This window comes from Luteimonas sp. MC1782, from assembly GCF_014164605.1.
GTDB lineage: Bacteria > Pseudomonadota > Gammaproteobacteria > Xanthomonadales > Xanthomonadaceae > Luteimonas.
This window is the reverse complement of sequence record NZ_JACJFT010000001.1, coordinates 1272950-1288000: the sequence shown is the minus strand read 5'-3', so window position 1 is coordinate 1288000 and position 15051 is coordinate 1272950. Positions and strand designations below refer to the sequence as shown.

13 protein-coding genes are annotated in these 15051 nt (G+C 70.9%); 8 read left to right on the top strand and 5 right to left on the bottom strand.

What is annotated here, in order from left to right; translation table 11 throughout:
• Window position 1: 1 nt before the first annotated feature.
• Window positions 2–1891 carry a molecular chaperone HtpG gene (gene htpG, locus H5368_RS06050; protein WP_182822368.1) on the bottom strand — a complete coding sequence of 630 codons (1890 nt, stop codon included), beginning with the start codon at window positions 1889–1891 and terminating at the stop codon, window positions 2–4.
• A gap of 81 nt (window positions 1892–1972) precedes the next feature.
• Entirely contained in the window at window positions 1973–2485 is a 513-nt protein-coding gene (locus H5368_RS06045; protein WP_182822366.1) for a DnrO protein, read from the bottom strand.
• 170 nt (window positions 2486–2655) lie between these two features.
• On the opposite strand from H5368_RS06045, the gene H5368_RS06040 reads away from it, so the two are divergent.
• The 3 genes from H5368_RS06040 (at window position 2656) to H5368_RS06030 (ending at window position 5379) form a co-directional block, all read left to right on the top strand.
• On the top strand, window positions 2656–2928 hold the full coding sequence (locus tag H5368_RS06040) for a hypothetical protein (protein ID WP_182822364.1): 273 nt from the start codon (window positions 2656–2658) through the stop codon (window positions 2926–2928).
• Window positions 2929–3010: 82 nt separating this feature from the next.
• Window positions 3011–4546: an amino acid permease gene (locus H5368_RS06035; RefSeq protein WP_182822362.1), complete on the top strand. Its 1536-nt coding sequence runs from the start codon at window positions 3011–3013 to the stop codon at window positions 4544–4546.
• Between the two features lie 8 nt (window positions 4547–4554).
• Window positions 4555–5379, top strand: coding sequence for an MOSC N-terminal beta barrel domain-containing protein (locus H5368_RS06030; RefSeq protein WP_255486357.1), 825 nt, complete (start codon window positions 4555–4557; stop codon window positions 5377–5379).
• Between the two features lie 48 nt (window positions 5380–5427).
• Here the strand turns inward: H5368_RS06030 and H5368_RS06025 are convergent, their stop codons facing one another.
• A complete protein-coding gene (locus H5368_RS06025) occupies window positions 5428–6084 on the bottom strand; it encodes an NAD-dependent epimerase/dehydratase family protein (protein ID WP_182822360.1) in 657 nt (218 codons plus the stop codon).
• 19 nt (window positions 6085–6103) lie between these two features.
• Window positions 6104–7486, bottom strand: coding sequence for an ATP-dependent RNA helicase DbpA (dbpA, locus tag H5368_RS06020; RefSeq protein ID WP_182822358.1), 1383 nt, complete (start codon window positions 7484–7486; stop codon window positions 6104–6106).
• A gap of 42 nt (window positions 7487–7528) precedes the next feature.
• On the opposite strand from dbpA, the gene H5368_RS06015 reads away from it, so the two are divergent.
• Both H5368_RS06015 and H5368_RS06010 read left to right on the top strand, forming a co-directional pair.
• Window positions 7529–10015 (top strand): DEAD/DEAH box helicase, encoded by a 2487-nt coding sequence (locus H5368_RS06015; RefSeq protein WP_182822356.1) that lies wholly within the window; start codon window positions 7529–7531, stop codon window positions 10013–10015.
• Complete coding sequence (locus tag H5368_RS06010) at window positions 10012–10926, top strand: ribonuclease H-like domain-containing protein (RefSeq protein ID WP_182822354.1); 915 nt, start codon at window positions 10012–10014, stop codon at window positions 10924–10926. Before H5368_RS06015 ends, H5368_RS06010 begins: the two co-directional genes overlap by 4 nt.
• A gap of 49 nt (window positions 10927–10975) precedes the next feature.
• On the opposite strand, the gene H5368_RS06005 is transcribed toward H5368_RS06010, so the two are convergent.
• Complete coding sequence (locus H5368_RS06005; RefSeq protein WP_182822352.1) at window positions 10976–11743, bottom strand: BON domain-containing protein; 768 nt, start codon at window positions 11741–11743, stop codon at window positions 10976–10978.
• A 190-nt stretch (window positions 11744–11933) separates the two neighbouring features.
• On the opposite strand from H5368_RS06005, the gene H5368_RS06000 reads away from it, so the two are divergent.
• From H5368_RS06000 to H5368_RS05990, 3 genes are read left to right on the top strand one after another with little or no spacing between them, the layout of a single operon-like run.
• A complete protein-coding gene (locus H5368_RS06000; protein ID WP_182822350.1) occupies window positions 11934–12419 on the top strand; it encodes a pyridoxamine 5'-phosphate oxidase family protein in 486 nt (161 codons plus the stop codon).
• A gap of 12 nt (window positions 12420–12431) precedes the next feature.
• Window positions 12432–13427 (top strand): ligase-associated DNA damage response exonuclease, encoded by a 996-nt coding sequence (locus H5368_RS05995; protein ID WP_182822348.1) that lies wholly within the window; start codon window positions 12432–12434, stop codon window positions 13425–13427.
• Window positions 13427–15040: an ATP-dependent DNA ligase gene (locus H5368_RS05990; RefSeq protein ID WP_182822346.1), complete on the top strand. Its 1614-nt coding sequence runs from the start codon at window positions 13427–13429 to the stop codon at window positions 15038–15040. The genes H5368_RS05995 and H5368_RS05990 overlap by 1 nt, the downstream gene beginning before the upstream one ends.
• The last annotated feature ends 11 nt before the right edge of the window (window positions 15041–15051 follow it).

Below are 15051 nucleotides of genomic sequence, written 5' to 3'. Positions count from 1 at the left end.
GTCAGGCGGTCGCGCCGAGCAGCACCCGGTTCATCCGCTGCACGAACGCCGCCGGGTCATCCAGCTGCGCGCCGGCGGTGATCTCGGCCTGCTCCAGCAGCAGGTTGGCGAGGTCGGCGGCCTTGCCGTCGTCGGCCTCCGCGTCCAGGCGGGCGAGCAGGGCATGCGCGGGATTCACCTCGAGCGTGGGCTTGCTCTCGGGGACCTCCTGGCCGGCTTCGCGCAACAGGCGCGCGAAGTGCGGGGCCACCTCGTGGTCGGACAGCACCAGGCAGGAGGGCGAATCGGTCAGGCGCGCCGAGACGCGCACGTCGGCCACGCGCTCGCCCAGCAGCGCCCTGATGCGCGTGACCAGCGGTCCGGCGGCCTTGCCTGCTTCTTCCTGCCGCTTCTTCGCGTCCTCGTCCAGCGGCAGCTCGCCCTTGGCGACGCTCTGCAGCGACTTTCCGGCGTATTCGCGCAGGTAACCGAGCATCCACTCGTCGATGCGGTCGGACATCAGCAGCACTTCGATGTCGCGCGCCTTGAATGCCTCGAGCTGCGGGCTGCCCGCGGCGGCGGCGTGGCTGTCGGCGGTGACGTACCAGATGGTGTCCTGGCCGGCGGCCATGCGTCCGACGTAGTCGTCCAGCGCCACCGTGCGCGCCGCGCCCTCGCCGCGCGTGGACGCGAAGCGCAGGAGCTTCGCGATGCGTTCGCGGTTCTCGTGGTCTTCGGCGACGCCTTCCTTCAGCGTGTTGCCGAAGGCCTTGATGAAAGTCTCGAACTTGGCCGTGTCGGTGCGCGCCAGGCCTTCGATCAGGTCGAGCACGCGCTTCACGCAGCTGGCGCGGATGCGTTCGAACTGGCGGTTGTGCTGCAGCAGCTCGCGGCTGACGTTGAGCGGCAGGTCGTCGGCATCCACCACGCCGCGCACGAAGCGCAGGTAGTTGGGAAGCAGCTCCTCGGCGGCGTCCATCACGAACACGCGCTTGATGTACAGCTTCAGCCCCTTGCGCTCGTCGCGACCGCCCATCATCAGGTCGAACGGCGGCTGCGCGGGGAGGTAAAGCAGGGTGGTGAAGCTCTGGTTGCCTTCGACGCGGTTGTGGCTCCAGGCCAGCGCGTCGTTGAAGTCGTGGCCGAGCGACTTGTAGAAGCCCTGGTAGTCCTCGTCGCTGATCTCGGCCTTGGGCTTGGTCCACAGCGCGGAGGCCGAGTTGACGGTCTCCCACGCAGTCTCCGCCGGGTCCGCTTCGTCAGCGGCCTTGTCGGCCGGCATGCGGATCGGGAAGGCGACGTGGTCGGAGTAGCGCTGGATCAGGGAGCGGATGCGCCAGCTGTCGAGGAACTCGTCCTCGCCGTCCTTCAGGTGCAGGACCACGCGCGTGCCGCGCGCCGGCAGCTCGACGGTATCCAGCGTGTACTCGCCCTCGCCGGTGCTTTCCCATTTCACGCCCTGGCCGGCATCGGCGCCGGCGCGGCGGGTGAGCACGCTGACGCGGTCGGCCACCACGAACGCCGAGTAGAAGCCCACGCCGAACTGGCCGATCAGGCGCGCGTCGGCCTTCTGCTCGGCGGCCATCGCCGCCAGGAAGCGGCGCGTGCCGGAGCTGGCGATGGTGCCGATGTTGGCCACCACTTCGTCGCGGCCCATGCCGATGCCGTTGTCGGCGATGGTGATCGTGCGCGCCTCGCGGTCCACGCTCACCTCGATGCGCAGCTCGCCGTCGCCGGCGGCAAGGTCGGGGTTGGCGATCGCCTCGAAACGCAGCTTGTCGCAGGCATCGGAGGCGTTGGAGACCAGCTCGCGCAGGAACACGTCCTTGTGCGAGTACAGCGAGTGGGTGACCAGGTGCAGGACCTGGGCGACTTCGGCTTCGAACGGGCGGGTTTCGGTGGTATCGGTCATGGCGGTCCGTGCTGCAGGTGGAGACAGCCCCGGGAGATGGGCTTGGTCGCGCAAAACCCAAGCCCCGCGCCGGCGTTGCGCTCAGTCGCCGGCGTCCTCGTGTGCGTCGTCCTCGCCGCCGGCTTCGGGATCGTCGAACAGCAGGCCGTAATCGGCGACCGCCGCGCGCATGTCGGCCACCGGCGCGGCATTGGCCGGGTCGGCGCGCAATGCCTGCGTGCCCGCCATCAGCCGCGCCAGGAGTCCGTGCAGGGCGATGTCGGGCTCCGCGTCCAGCTTGCAGTTGGCGAACATGTATTCGATCGCCTGATCGATGTCGGTGGCCAGCACGAGCACGTTGCTTTCGCCCAGGTGGCCCATTTCGTGGTGGGCCAGGCCGGTCATCGCTTCCCGCACGCGGGCCATGCCTTCCACCAGGGGAGCGTCCGGCGTCCAGCGCACATGGGCGGCGGGGACCGGGGCATGCGTGGCCTGGCTGCCATGCGTGGCGTGAGCGGCGTGCCCGGCGTGCGGCTCCTGCGCCGCAGCGGTGGCGGGCACCGCGGCAAGGCCAAGGGCAAGGGCCAGGGTGGTCGCTGCGAACAGGGTTTTCATGCGTTTCTCCGGGGTGGATGGATCCACGTCCATGGTAGGCGCTGCAGACGGGGTGCCGTCTGACCGGGGTCAAGCGCCCGTGGGACAGCCTCACTGGTTCACATTGCCCTATTCATAAATGTGCAGGCGTGCTATGATACGCGCCGTAAGCCGTTGTAAATAAAGAACTAATGGAGGAAACAATCAAAAATTACCTGAAGCAGACCATCCTGTCCCTGATTCCCGCGAGCCATCGTCGCACCCGCACCCTGAGTGCCCAGGGCGCGCTTGCCGCCCGCCGCATCGCGCGCATCCAGACGGGCATGCCGCCGCCGGCTTCCACGCCAATCCACGGTGCCCTGGCGCGCCGTCGCGCGCCGCACCACGGCTATGGCCGCAGCCATTACCGCGCGCGCCCGTTGCGTGACGCAGGCATCGTCCAACCGATGTTCCGCATCACCTGACACCCGCGCCGGCGTGACCTTGGGCATTGCCCGGGTTCGAGTTGGCGGCGTAGTGTGGCCGGTCGTCCACACGAGTCGTCGCATGTCCCGCGAAGCCGCCGCCAAGGCCAGCCTGATCCGGAGCCTGCTCCGCACCAAGTCCATCGAGCAGTCGATCGCCGACGCCGCCGAGCCCGGGCGCCAGCTCAGGCGCTCGCTCACCGCCTGGGACCTGATGATCCTCGGCGCGGCGGTGGCGGTGGGCGCCGGCATCTTCTCGGTCGGCGCGCGCGCGGCGGGTGATTTCGCCGGCCCGGCGGTGATGCTGTCGTTCGTGCTGGCGGCGGTGACCTGCGGCCTGGCGATCATGTGCTACGCCGAGTTCGCCTCCAGCATCCCGGTGGCCGGCAGCGCCTACACCTATACCTACGCCACGCTCGGCGAGTTCCTGGCGTGGATCATCGGCTGGGACCTCATCCTCGAACTGCTCACCGCGGGCGCGGTGATCGCCAAGTACTGGGGCATCTACCTCAGCATGGTGTTCGAGCTGTTCGAGGTGCACATACCCACCACGGTCAGCGTGTTCGGGCTGTCGATGGACTGGGGGCCGCTGGTGATCGTGGGGCTGTTCACCGCGCTGCTGATCCAGGGCACCAAGATGTCCGCGCGCGTCAACAACGTGTTTACGCTCATCAAGATCGGCATCGTGCTGTTCGTGATCGTGGTGGGCCTGAGCTACCTCAAGGTGGAGAACTTCACGCCGTTCGTGCCGCCGTCGGCGCCCACCGGCGGCGGCGCGGCGGATGTCTGGTCGCAGTCGCTGTTCTCGTGGGCCACCGGCGCCGTGCCGGCGAAGTACGGCATTCCCGGCGTGCTGTCGGGGGCGGCGCTGGTGTTCTTCGCCTTCATCGGCTTCGACGTGGTCGCCACGTCCGCCGAAGAGGTGAAGGACCCGCAGCGCACGCTGCCGCTGGGCATCTTTGGCGGCCTGGCGCTGGTCACCGTGCTGTACCTGCTGGTGGCGCTGGCCCTGACCGGGATGGTGCCGTACACGGTGCTGGCCGAGGCCGAGAATCCGTCGCTGGCGACCGCTTTCGTCGCGGTCGGCGCGGGCTGGGCGGCGCAGGTGATTTCGGTCGGCATCCTGATCGGCCTGACCACGGTGATCATGGTGCTGCTGATGGGCCTGTCACGCGTGCTGCTGGCGATGAGCCGCGACGGCCTGCTGCCGCGCTGGCTGAGCGTGACATCCGAGACGCACCGCACGCCGGTGCGGCTGCAGTTGATCTGCGGCGTGGCGGTGGCGCTGCTGGCCGGCTTCACCCAGGTCGAGATTCTGGAAGAGATGATCAACATCGGCACGCTGTCGGCGTTCGTGCTGGTGAGCATCGCCGTGGTGGTGCTGCGGCGCACGCGCCCGGACCTGCCGCGCGCGTTCCGGGTGCCGTTCTCGCCGGTGCTGCCGATTGTCTCGGCGGTGCTGTGCTTCTACCTGATGCTCAACCTGACCACGCTCACCTGGGTGCGCTTCGCGGTGTGGCTGCTGGTCGGCACGGCGGTCTACTTCACCTATGGCCGCCGGCACTCGCGCGTCGGGCTGCGCGCGCGCGGCGAGCTGCCGGTCGACGAGGCGCGCTGAGCAGCGGCATGCCGCCGCCCGCGGACCGGCACGGACCGATGCGACTCTCCGGCATCCATGTCTATCCGCTGAAGTCGGCGGCGGGGATCGGACTCGCGGACGCGGTGGTCGAGGGTCGCGGCCTGCGCCACGACCGGCGCTGGATGGCCGTCGACGCGGGTGGCAAGTGCGTCACCGGTCGCGAACTCCCGCGGCTGACCCTGGTGCGCGCAACGCCCGCGGCCGATGGCCTGGTGCTGGAAGCCCCCGGCATGCCGCGGCTGCATGCGGCGATGCCGGTCGACGCCGACACGCTCGCGGTGGATGTGTGGGACAGCAGGCTGCGCGCGCCGCTGCTCGACGCGGAGGCCGACGCCTGGCTGTCCACGTTCCTCGGTACGCCGCTGCGCCTGGTGCACATGGATGCTGCTGCGACGCGCGCCGTGACCTCACCGCGGGCCATGCCGGGCGACGTGGTCAGCTTCGCCGATGCCTTTCCGGTGCTGCTGCTGTCGCAGGCATCGCTGGATGGCCTCAACGCACGCCTGGCGTCGCCGGTATCGATGCAGCGCTTCCGTCCCAACCTGGTGGTCGATGGCGTGCCCGCGCACGCCGAGGACGGCTGGGCGCGGATCCGGATCGGCGAGGTGGAGTTCGAGGTGGCGGAGCCCTGCGTGCGCTGCGTGTTCACCACGGTCGACCCGCTGCGCGGCGAGCGTGACCCCGGCGGCGAGCCGCTGCGCACGCTGGTCGGCTACCGGCGTACGCCGGACGGCGTGGCCTTCGGGCAGCTGCTCTTGCCGCGCTCGGCGGGGACGGTGCGGCGCGGCGACCGCGTCGAAGTGTTCCGCTGACGGCGCCGGCCGATTGCATCTTCGTCGAGCGCGCGATATGCCCGGTTTTCAGCGGCCGAGGCGGTTGATCTCCGCGTTCTCCAGGACCGGCGGCGGATCCGGGTCGCGCAGCACGGCCAGCATCGCGCGACCGACGCGCCCGGTGTCGGTCACCAGGCCGGGCAGGGCCCGCACCCCAAGCCCCATCAATGGGCCAAGCACCGGGTACATGGCAGCCAGTGCGGCATGTGGCGAGCGCTCGCCGCCCACCGGCTGGATGCCGCCGGTGCGCAGCATCACGGTGCGGATCGGCAGCGCGGCCAGCGCCTGTTCGGCCTCGCCCTTGACGCGCAGCTGCATGACCCGGCTGCGCGGATCGCTGCCCAGGCCCGAGATGTACACGAAGGTCAGCCCGGGGTTGCGCGCGGCCAGGGTGCGCGCCACGTTGAGGGTGAGGTCGACGGTGACGCGGCGGTACTCGGCTTCCGGCGTGCCGAGCGGTGGCGCACCGGCGCAGTACAGGCAGCCGTCGAACGGCTGCAGTCGCGTGGCAACGGCATCGAGGTCGCCGAAGTCGGGCACCAGCATGTCCTCGAGCCGGGGATCGGTGACGCCGCTGGGGCGCCGGCCCAGTGCGGCGACGTGGGCCACGTCTTCGGTGGCCAGGCATTCGCGCAGCACGCCCTGGCCGACGAGGCCGGTGGCGCCGGTGATCAGGATGCGCATGCGGGCTCTCCCATGTCGGTTACAACGCGCTGACGCGGAATTTCCGCCCCTTGATCTTGCCCTCGCGCAGCCGCGCCAACGCGTTCGCGGACTGCGCGCGGGCAATGGCCACGTAGGACCGGGTGGCCAGCACGTCGATCTTGCCGATCGCGGCCACCGGCAGCCCGGCATCGCCGGTGAGCGCGCCGACGATGTCGCCCGGGCGCAGCTTGTCGGTCTTGCCGGCATCGATGCGCAGCGTGGCCATCGCCGCCCGCGGCACGCCCCTGGGCTTGCCGTTCACCGGCTGTGCATGCTCGCGCGGCAGGGTGCGGAACTGGTGGTCCTCGATCGCGTTCATGCGCGGCACCTCGCGCGGCGTGCACAGCGTGATCGCGATGCCGCCGCGCCCGGCACGTCCGGTGCGGCCGATGCGGTGCAGGTAGGTGTCGGGATCCGAGGGCACGTCGTAGTTCACCACCGCGGCGAGGTCCTCGATGTCGAGGCCGCGCGCAGCCACGTCGCTGGCCACCAGCACGTTGCAGCTCCGGTTGGCGAAGCGCATCAGGGTCTCGGCGCGGTCGCGCTGTTCCATGTCGCCATGCAGCGCCAGCGCGTCGAAGCCGTAGTGCGCGAGCGATGCCGCCACCTCGTCCACGTCGCGGCGCATGTTGCAGAACACCACGCAGGATTCGGGGCGGTGCTCCAGCAGCAGCGCCGCCAGCAGCGGCGCCTTGCGCTCGGGGTCGGCCTCCACCACCACCTGGTTGATCGCCGGCGCGTCGGCGGCGCCGCGGATGCTGACCTCCGCCGGGTTGCGCAGCGTGGCTTTGGCAAGCGTGCGGATCGCGTCCGGGAACGTGGCCGAGAACAGCAGGCGCTGGCTGGCCGCCGGAATGCGGCGCGCGATGTCGCGGATCTGGTCCTCGAAGCCCATGTCGAGCATGCGGTCGGCTTCGTCCAGCACGAAGCCCAGCACGCCGCCAAGCTGCAACGCGTCGCCGCGCAGCAGCTCCTGGATGCGGCCGGGCGTGCCCACGACCACGTGCGGCGCATGGGCGAGCGAAGCCAGCTGCGGTGCCAGCGGTATGCCGCCGCACAGCACCGACACCTTTACATTGGGCACGCCCAGGGCGAGCTTTCGCAGTTGGCCGCCGACCTGCTCAGCCAGTTCGCGCGTCGGGCACAGCACCAGCGCCTGCGTGCGCACCGCGGTCGGGTCGAGCCGCTGCAGCAGGCCCAGCCCGAAAGCCGCGGTCTTGCCGCTGCCGGTCGGCGCCTGGGCGATGACGTCGCGGCCTTCGAGGATCGGCGGCAGCGACTGCGCCTGCACCGGGGTCATCGCGGTGTAGCCGAGCGCCTCCACCCCGAGCAGCAGGGCGGGCGGGAGGGAAAGGGTGGAGAACGCGAGGGATGTGTCCATGCCGCCATGATCGCAGCATTCGGTCTTAGGCCCGTGGATTGAATGGCGCGAGGTGCGGTCGCACGGGGTGAGACGGCCGCTGCCCAGCATGCCTGCTCAATCACGACGGAGCCCGCCCTGAACGCCATCCCCAAGCCAGCGCAGGCGCTGGCCGCCCCCGGCGCCGGCGGCACGCTCGCCGCCAGGCTCGCCGAGAAGTATCCCGCGCGCATCACCGGCAGCCTGCTGCTGCCGGGCCAGGACGGCCGCTACGCGCCGCTGCCCGGCGACCTGCCGGAGCCGCTGGTGCGCGCGCTGCATGCGCGCGGCATCGACCGGTTGTACAGCCACCAGGCGCAGGCGTGGGCGGAGACGCAGGCCGGCCGCCACGTGGTGGTGGCGACGCCCACGGCGTCGGGCAAGTCGCTCTGCTACACGCTGCCGGTGGTCGCCAGTGCGCTCGAGGCGCGCGGCAAGGCGCTGTACCTGTTTCCCACCAAGGCGCTGGCGCAGGACCAGGTGGCCGAGCTGCTGGAACTCAACGCCGCCGGCGGTCTCGGCCTGCGCGCGGCGACCTTCGACGGTGACACGCCCGGCGATGCGCGCCAGGCGATCCGCCTCAGTGGCGACATCGTGGTCAGCAACCCGGACATGCTCCACCAGGGCATCCTGCCGCACCACACCAAGTGGGCGCAGTTCTTCGAGAACCTGCGCTACGTGGTGATCGACGAGATCCACACCTACCGCGGCGTGTTCGGCAGCCACGTCGCCAACGTGATCCGCAGGCTCAAGCGCGTGTGCGCGTTCTACGGTGTCAGTCCGCAGTTCATCCTGTGCTCGGCGACCATCGGCAACGCTGGCGCGCATGGCCGCGCGCTGATCGAGGCCGCGGAAGCCGACATCGCCGTGATCGACGACAGCGGCGCGCCGCGCGGCGACAAGCATGTGCTGCTGTGGAACCCGCCGATGGTCAACGTCGACCTCGGCATCCGCGCCTCCGCGCGCTCGCAGTCCAACCGCATCGCGCGGCTGGCGATCCGCGCCGGGCTGAAGACGCTGGTGTTCTGCCAGTCGCGGCTGATGGTCGAGGTGCTCACCAAGTACCTGAAGGAAGTCTTCGACCACGACCCGCGCAAGCCCAGGCGCATCCGCGGCTACCGTGGCGGCTACCTCCCCACCGAGCGGCGCGAGGTCGAACGCGAGATGCGCGCCGGGCGGATCGACGGCATCGTGAGCACCTCGGCACTGGAACTCGGCGTCGACATCGGCAGCCTCGACGTGGTGGTGCTCAACGGCTATCCCGGCAGCATCTCCGCCACGTGGCAGCGCTTCGGCCGCGCCGGGCGGCGCCAGCAACCGTCGGTGGGCGTGCTGGTGGCCGGCTCCGACGCGCTCGACCAGTACGTGGTGCGCCATCCCGAGTTCTTCGCCGACGCCAACCCCGAGCACGCGCGCATCGAGGCCGACCAGCCGCTGATCCTGCTCGACCACATCCGCTGCGCGGCGTTCGAACTGCCGTTCCATGATGGCGACGGCTTCGGTCCGGTCGATCCCGCGGCATGGCTCCAAGTGCTGGCCGAAAGCGGCGTGCTGCACCGCGAGGGCGCGCGCTGGGAGTGGATCGCCGACAGCTACCCGGCGCAGGCGGTCAACCTGCGCTCGGTGGCCGACGGCAACTTCGTGGTCGTCGACCGCACCGACGGCCGCCAGGTGATCGTGGCCGAGGTCGACTATTCCGCCGCCGCGCTCACTCTCTACGAGGGCGCGATCCACATGATCCAGTCGGAGCCGTTCCAGGTGGAGAAGCTCGACTGGGAGGGCCGCAAGGCGTTTGTCACCCGCACCCGCGTCGACTACTACACCGACGCCATCGACTACACCAAGCTCAAGGTGCTCGACGACGCCGAGCAGGCCGCGGCCGGGCAGGGCTCGGCGCACCTGGGCGAGGTGCATGTGGTGCGGCGGGTGTCCGGCTACAAGAAGATCCGCTTCCACACCCACGAGAACATCGGCTACGGGCCGGTGAACCTGCCGGACCAGGAACTGCACACCAGCGCGGTGTGGTGGCAGCTGCCGCAGGCGACGCTGGAGGAGGCGTTCGCCATGCGCCACGAGGCGCTGGATGGCTTCCTCGGCGCGGCCTACGCGCTGCACCTGGTCGCGCAGGTGGCGGTGATGGCCGAGAGCCGCGACCTGCTGAAGTCGGTGGGCAGCGGCGACGGCGCCTGGTTCGCCACTGCCGACAACCGCGGCCGCGGCCAGCTGCGCAGCGGCGACGGCACGCCCGACATGGCGGTCGAACTGCTCGGACGCTTCACGCCCACCATCTATCTGTACGACAACTACCCCGGCGGCGTGGGCCTGTCGTCGCCGCTGTTCGAGCGCCATGCCGCACTGCTGGCGCAGGCGCGCGCGCTGGTGGCGGGCTGCGACTGCGGTGCGGGGTGCCCGGCCTGCGTGGGCCCGATCCTTGCCGCCGACGAGACCGCGAGCCTCGCGCCGCGCGCGCTGGCCCTGCGCGTGCTGGACCTGCTCGCGGAAGCACCATGAGCGCGCTGGCGGCGAAGCTCGCGCGGCTGCGCGCGGAGGCGGGTGGAGAGCAGCCAGGGCCGGTTGCGGTTCGCGCGGCGGGCGTCGTTGTGCGCGCGTCGGAACCCGGTGTACGCACGTACGCATCAGCGCTGCCGGCCGCGGATTCACGCCAGGCCACCATCAACCAGCTGCGCACCCTGCTGAAGATCCGCACGCCCGCGCCGCTGATGCAGGCGCGCGCGGCGGATCGCACGCTGCCCGGCGACGAGATCGCCCCCGGCCTGCGCTTCCTCGAACAGTGGACGCCGTGGCCTGCTGGCGAAGACGTGCTGCCGCTGCACGGCATCGGCCAGGACGCGATCGCACGCGGGCACCTGCTCGCGTTCGACACCGAGACCACCGGCCTGGCCGGCGGCACCGGCACGCGTGCGTTCATGATCGGCGCCGCGGATTGGCGCGACGGCGGGCTGCGCATGCGCCAGCTGTGCATCACCACGCTCGGCGCGGAAGCGGCGATGCTGCGCACGTTCGCCGGGTGGCTGGCGCCGGAGACGGTGCTGGTCAGCTACAACGGCAAGAGCTACGACCGTCCGCTGCTGTCGACGCGGTACCGCCTCGCGCGGCTTGCCGATCCCGTCTTCGGGCGCGGCCACGTCGATCTGCTGCATCCGGTGCGCCGCCGTTACCGCGGTGTCTGGGCGAACTGCAGGCTCGCCACCATCGAACGCGAGCTGCTGGGCGTGGTGCGCGAGGACGATTTGCCAGGCTCGGAAGCGCCGGCCGCGTGGCTGTCGTACCTGCGCGGCGGCAGTGCCGCCAACCTGCGCCGCGTCGGCCAGCACAATGCGCAGGACCTGCGCAGCCTCTGCAGCCTGCTGGAGGCGATGGCCGACGCTGCGCCCGCGGTCAGCGCGCACGTCGGGTCCTGAAGGGCGCGGCCGCCTTCACAGGCAGGCCGCACCCCGTGCCGCAGTCGCGTCAGCTGGCGCGGTCCGGGCGGTTGACGCCCGTCGTGCCCGCCCCGGCGGCCGGTGTGGCACCGGTGCCTGTCCCCGTCGTGGCCCCGCCCGGCGTGGTGGCGCCGGGGGTGGTTCCGTAACCGTGGCCCGATGCACCGCCGGGCGTGCTGCCCGCGCTGCCGGTTGCGCTGGCGCCAGACGCCGATGCGCCACCGTAGCCTGCCGAAGACATGCCTGCGCCGGAACTGCTGCCGCTGCTGCCGTACGACGGCGAGCCACCGATCGGATCCACGCCGGCCACCCGGATCGAGTTCTCGATGTCGCGCACGCCGCTGACGGATTCGGCGATGTCCTCGGCGCGGTGCTTCATGGCGCGATTGGGCACGGTGCCCGACAGGCGCACGGTGCCGCTGCCGACGTGCACGTTGATGTCGGCGGCGTCGATGGCGTCGCTGTCGCACAGGCCCTCGCAGACGTCCTCGCGGATGCGCTCGTCGCTGCGGGTGTAGCCGCGCGGCCCGATGCCGCGGTAGCCGCTGCGCCGGCCCGCGCCGCTCGACGTGGTGGATGTGGTCGACGCGTGTTCATCGCGGCCGTAGGTGCGCTCTTCGTCGTCCGCCGGGCCGCCGGGTGTGGTGCGGCGGCTGTAGTAGCCGGCCGGGCGCTCGGCTTCCTGCTTGCGGTTGTCGAACCAGTCGCGGGTGACGCCCACGAAACGCGCGCCAAGCTGCGCCGCCTCGCGGGCGACGGCCTTGAATTCATTCTTCGCCTTGCTGTTGGCAGTCATGTGCTGGAGTCTCCGGGGGTTGGGCGGCGGCGACGCACGCTGGCGTGCCGACATGCGGAGTTTCCGCGCAGCAGTGTTCAAGCAGCGTCATGCCGGCGGCGCGCGGGGGCGTTTGTTCATACGCCGCTGTCACTTTCGCGGTGCTAAACCGCGTGCTTGCCGCATCCCCCCGTGAACAAAGGAGCACTCCGTGACCGACACCCACAAGCTGGAAGAGAAGTTCTGGAAGGCCCTGGAGAGCGACCGCACGGTCATGCTCGGGCTGGACGGCATGGAAGACGGCCACGCCCGTCCCATGACCGCGCAGGCGGAGGACCGCCGCGCGCCGTTGTGGTTCTTCACCTCCAACGACAACGCGCTGGTCCGGCAGCTCGGCGACGGTGGCGGACGCGCGATCGCGGGCTTCGCCTCCAAGGGCCATGACCTGTTCGCCAGCATCCGCGGCACGCTGCACGTCGACACCGACCGCGCTGTGGTCGATCGCCTCTGGAACCCGTTCGTCGCCGCCTGGTTCGAGGGCAAGGACGACCCCAGGCTGCGCCTGCTGCGGCTTGATGCCGAAGACGCCGAAGTGTGGATCGATGCCTCCAGCATGCTGGCCGGCGTGAAGATGATGATCGGCATCGACCCCAAGAAGGACTACAAGGACAAGGTCGGCGAGATCGACCTGCGCTGAGTCCACGCGAAGATGCCGCGCGGCGACCTGGTGGTCTCCACGCCGGAGGGGCTGTATTGCCCCGCCGGTGGTTTCCATATCGATCCGTCGCGCCCGGTGCCGTGCGCGGTGATCACCCACGGCCATGGCGACCACGCGCGCAGCGGAATGGGCCTCTACCACGTGGCCGCGGAAGGCCTGCCGATCCTGCGCTGGCGGCTGGGTGAGCAGGACTACCGCGTGCACGTGCTGGGCGAGCGCGTGCGCATCGGCAACGCGCTGGTGTCGTTCCATCCCGCCGGCCACGTGCTCGGTTCGACCCAGGTACGCATCGAAGTGGATGGCGAGACCTGGGTGGCGTCGGGCGACTACAAGCGCGATCACGACCCGACCTGCCTGCCGTTCGAAGTCGTGCCCTGCGACGTGTTCATCACCGAGGCGACGTTCGGGCTGCCGATCTACCGCTGGACGCCGGCGGCAGATGTGGCCGCCGACATCGTCGCGTGGCGCGAGGAATGCGCGGCCAACGGCGAGGCGGCGATCCTGTACTGCTACGCGCTCGGCAAGGCGCAGCGCGTGCTGGCCGAACTCGCCGCGCACACCGATCGCCCGGCCTTCGTGCACGGCGCGATCGATGCCGGCGTGCAGGTCTACCGCGAAGCCGGCGTGGCGATGCTCGACACCCGGCGCGTGGCAGACGAGGCGCGCGGCACGGCATTCGCCGGAGAGCTGGTGCTGGCGCCGCCGTCGGCCGCCGGCAGCCCGTGGATCCGCCGCTTCAAGCGCGCACAGCAGGGCTTTGCGTCGGGCTGGATGCGCATCCGCGGCAACCGCCGGCGCCGCAACTACGACCGCGGCTTCGTGGTATCCGACCATGCCGACTGGCCGGCGCTGCTGCGCACCGCGCACGAGACCGGCGCGCGCCGGGTGATCGCCACCCACGGCGACACCGACGCGCTGGTGCGCGTGCTGAACGACCGTGGCATCGACACCGGCGTGTTCGCCACGGGCTACGGCGAGGACGACTGATGCGCCGCTTCGCCGCGCTCTACGAGCGGCTCGACCGCAGCACCGGCACCGGCGACAAGCGCCGCGCGCTGGTGGACTACTTCCGCGACGCGCCGCCGCGTGACGCCGCATGGGCGATCTGGTTGCTGGCCGGCGGCAAGATCGGCGGCGCGCGCGCGAAGATCGCCGGCAGCGGCGAATTGCGTGCGTGGATCGGCGCAGAGAGCGGAACGCCCGACTGGCTGGTCGAGGACTGCCATCACCAGGTCGGCGACCTGGCGGAAACGCTGGCGCTGCTGCTGGACGATCCGCCGGCGGGCGCGCAGGCCGGCGGCGACATCGCCCTGGCCGACTGGATCGAGCTGCGCCTGGCGCCGATCGCCAACGACACGCCGGAAGCACGGCGCGCAGTGGTGGTGGAGGCCTGGCGAAGCCTGTGTTTCCGCGAACGCCTGGTGTTCAACAAGCTGCTCACCGGCGCGCTGCGCGTGGGCGTGTCGCAGGGCCTGGTGCAGCAGGCGCTGGCGGAGCTTTCCGGCGTCGACATTGCGCTCATCGCGCAGCGCATGCTCGGGCGCTGGGCGCCGTCGGCGGCGTTCCTCGAAGGCCTGCTGTCGCCTGTGGTTCAACCCGGCGACGCCGCGCTGCCGTATCCGTTCTTCCTCGCCTCGCCGCTGGAGGCGGAGGCCGAAAGCCTGGGCAGCATCGACGACTGGCTGCTGGAGTGGAAGTGGGACGGCATTCGCCTGCAGCTGATCCGCCGCGCCAGCGGGATCGCGCTGTGGTCGCGCGGCGAGGAGCGCATGGACGGGCGCTTCCCCGAGATCGAAGCCGCCGCCGCCGCGCTCGGCCGCGACTGCGTGATCGACGGCGAGCTGCTCGCCTGGCAACCCGGTGGTGCCGAGCCGATGCCGTTCAGTGCGCTGCAGACCCGCATCCAGCGGCTCAAGCCGGGGCCGAAGGCGCTGGCCGCGGCGCCCGCGCGGGTACTGGCGTACGACCTGCTGGAACTGGAGGGCGAGGACCTGCGTGCGCGGCCGCTGGCGGAGCGCCGCGCGCTGCTCGCCGAAGTCCTGGCCGACACAGATCCGGTGCGCCTCGCGCTGTCACCGCGCGTCGTGGCCGACGACTGGACGCATGCCGCGACGCTCCGCGGGGAAGCGCGCGAACGCGGCGTCGAAGGCCTGATGCTCAAGCGTGCCGACTCGCCTTACCGCCATGGCCGCAAGCGCGGCGACTGGTGGAAGTGGAAGATCGATCCGCTCGCCATCGACGCGGTGCTGATCTACGCCCAGTCCGGCCATGGCCGGCGCAGCACGCTGTTCACCGACTACACCTTCGGCCTGTGGGACGGCGATGCGCTGGTGCCGGTGGCCAAGGCGTACTCGGGCCTGGACGACGCCGAGATCCTGCGCCTCGACCGCTGGATCCGCGCGCACACGCTGGAGCGCTTCGGGCCGGTGCGTTCGGTGCAGGCGCTGCATGTGTTCGAACTCGGCTTCGAGGGCGTGAACCGCTCGGCGCGACACAAATCGGGCATTGCGGTGCGCTTCCCGCGCATCCTGCGCTGGCGCGAGGACAAACTGGCGCGCGAGGCGGACACGCTGGACAGCCTGCGGGCGCTGGCGCGATGAGTCCGCAGGCG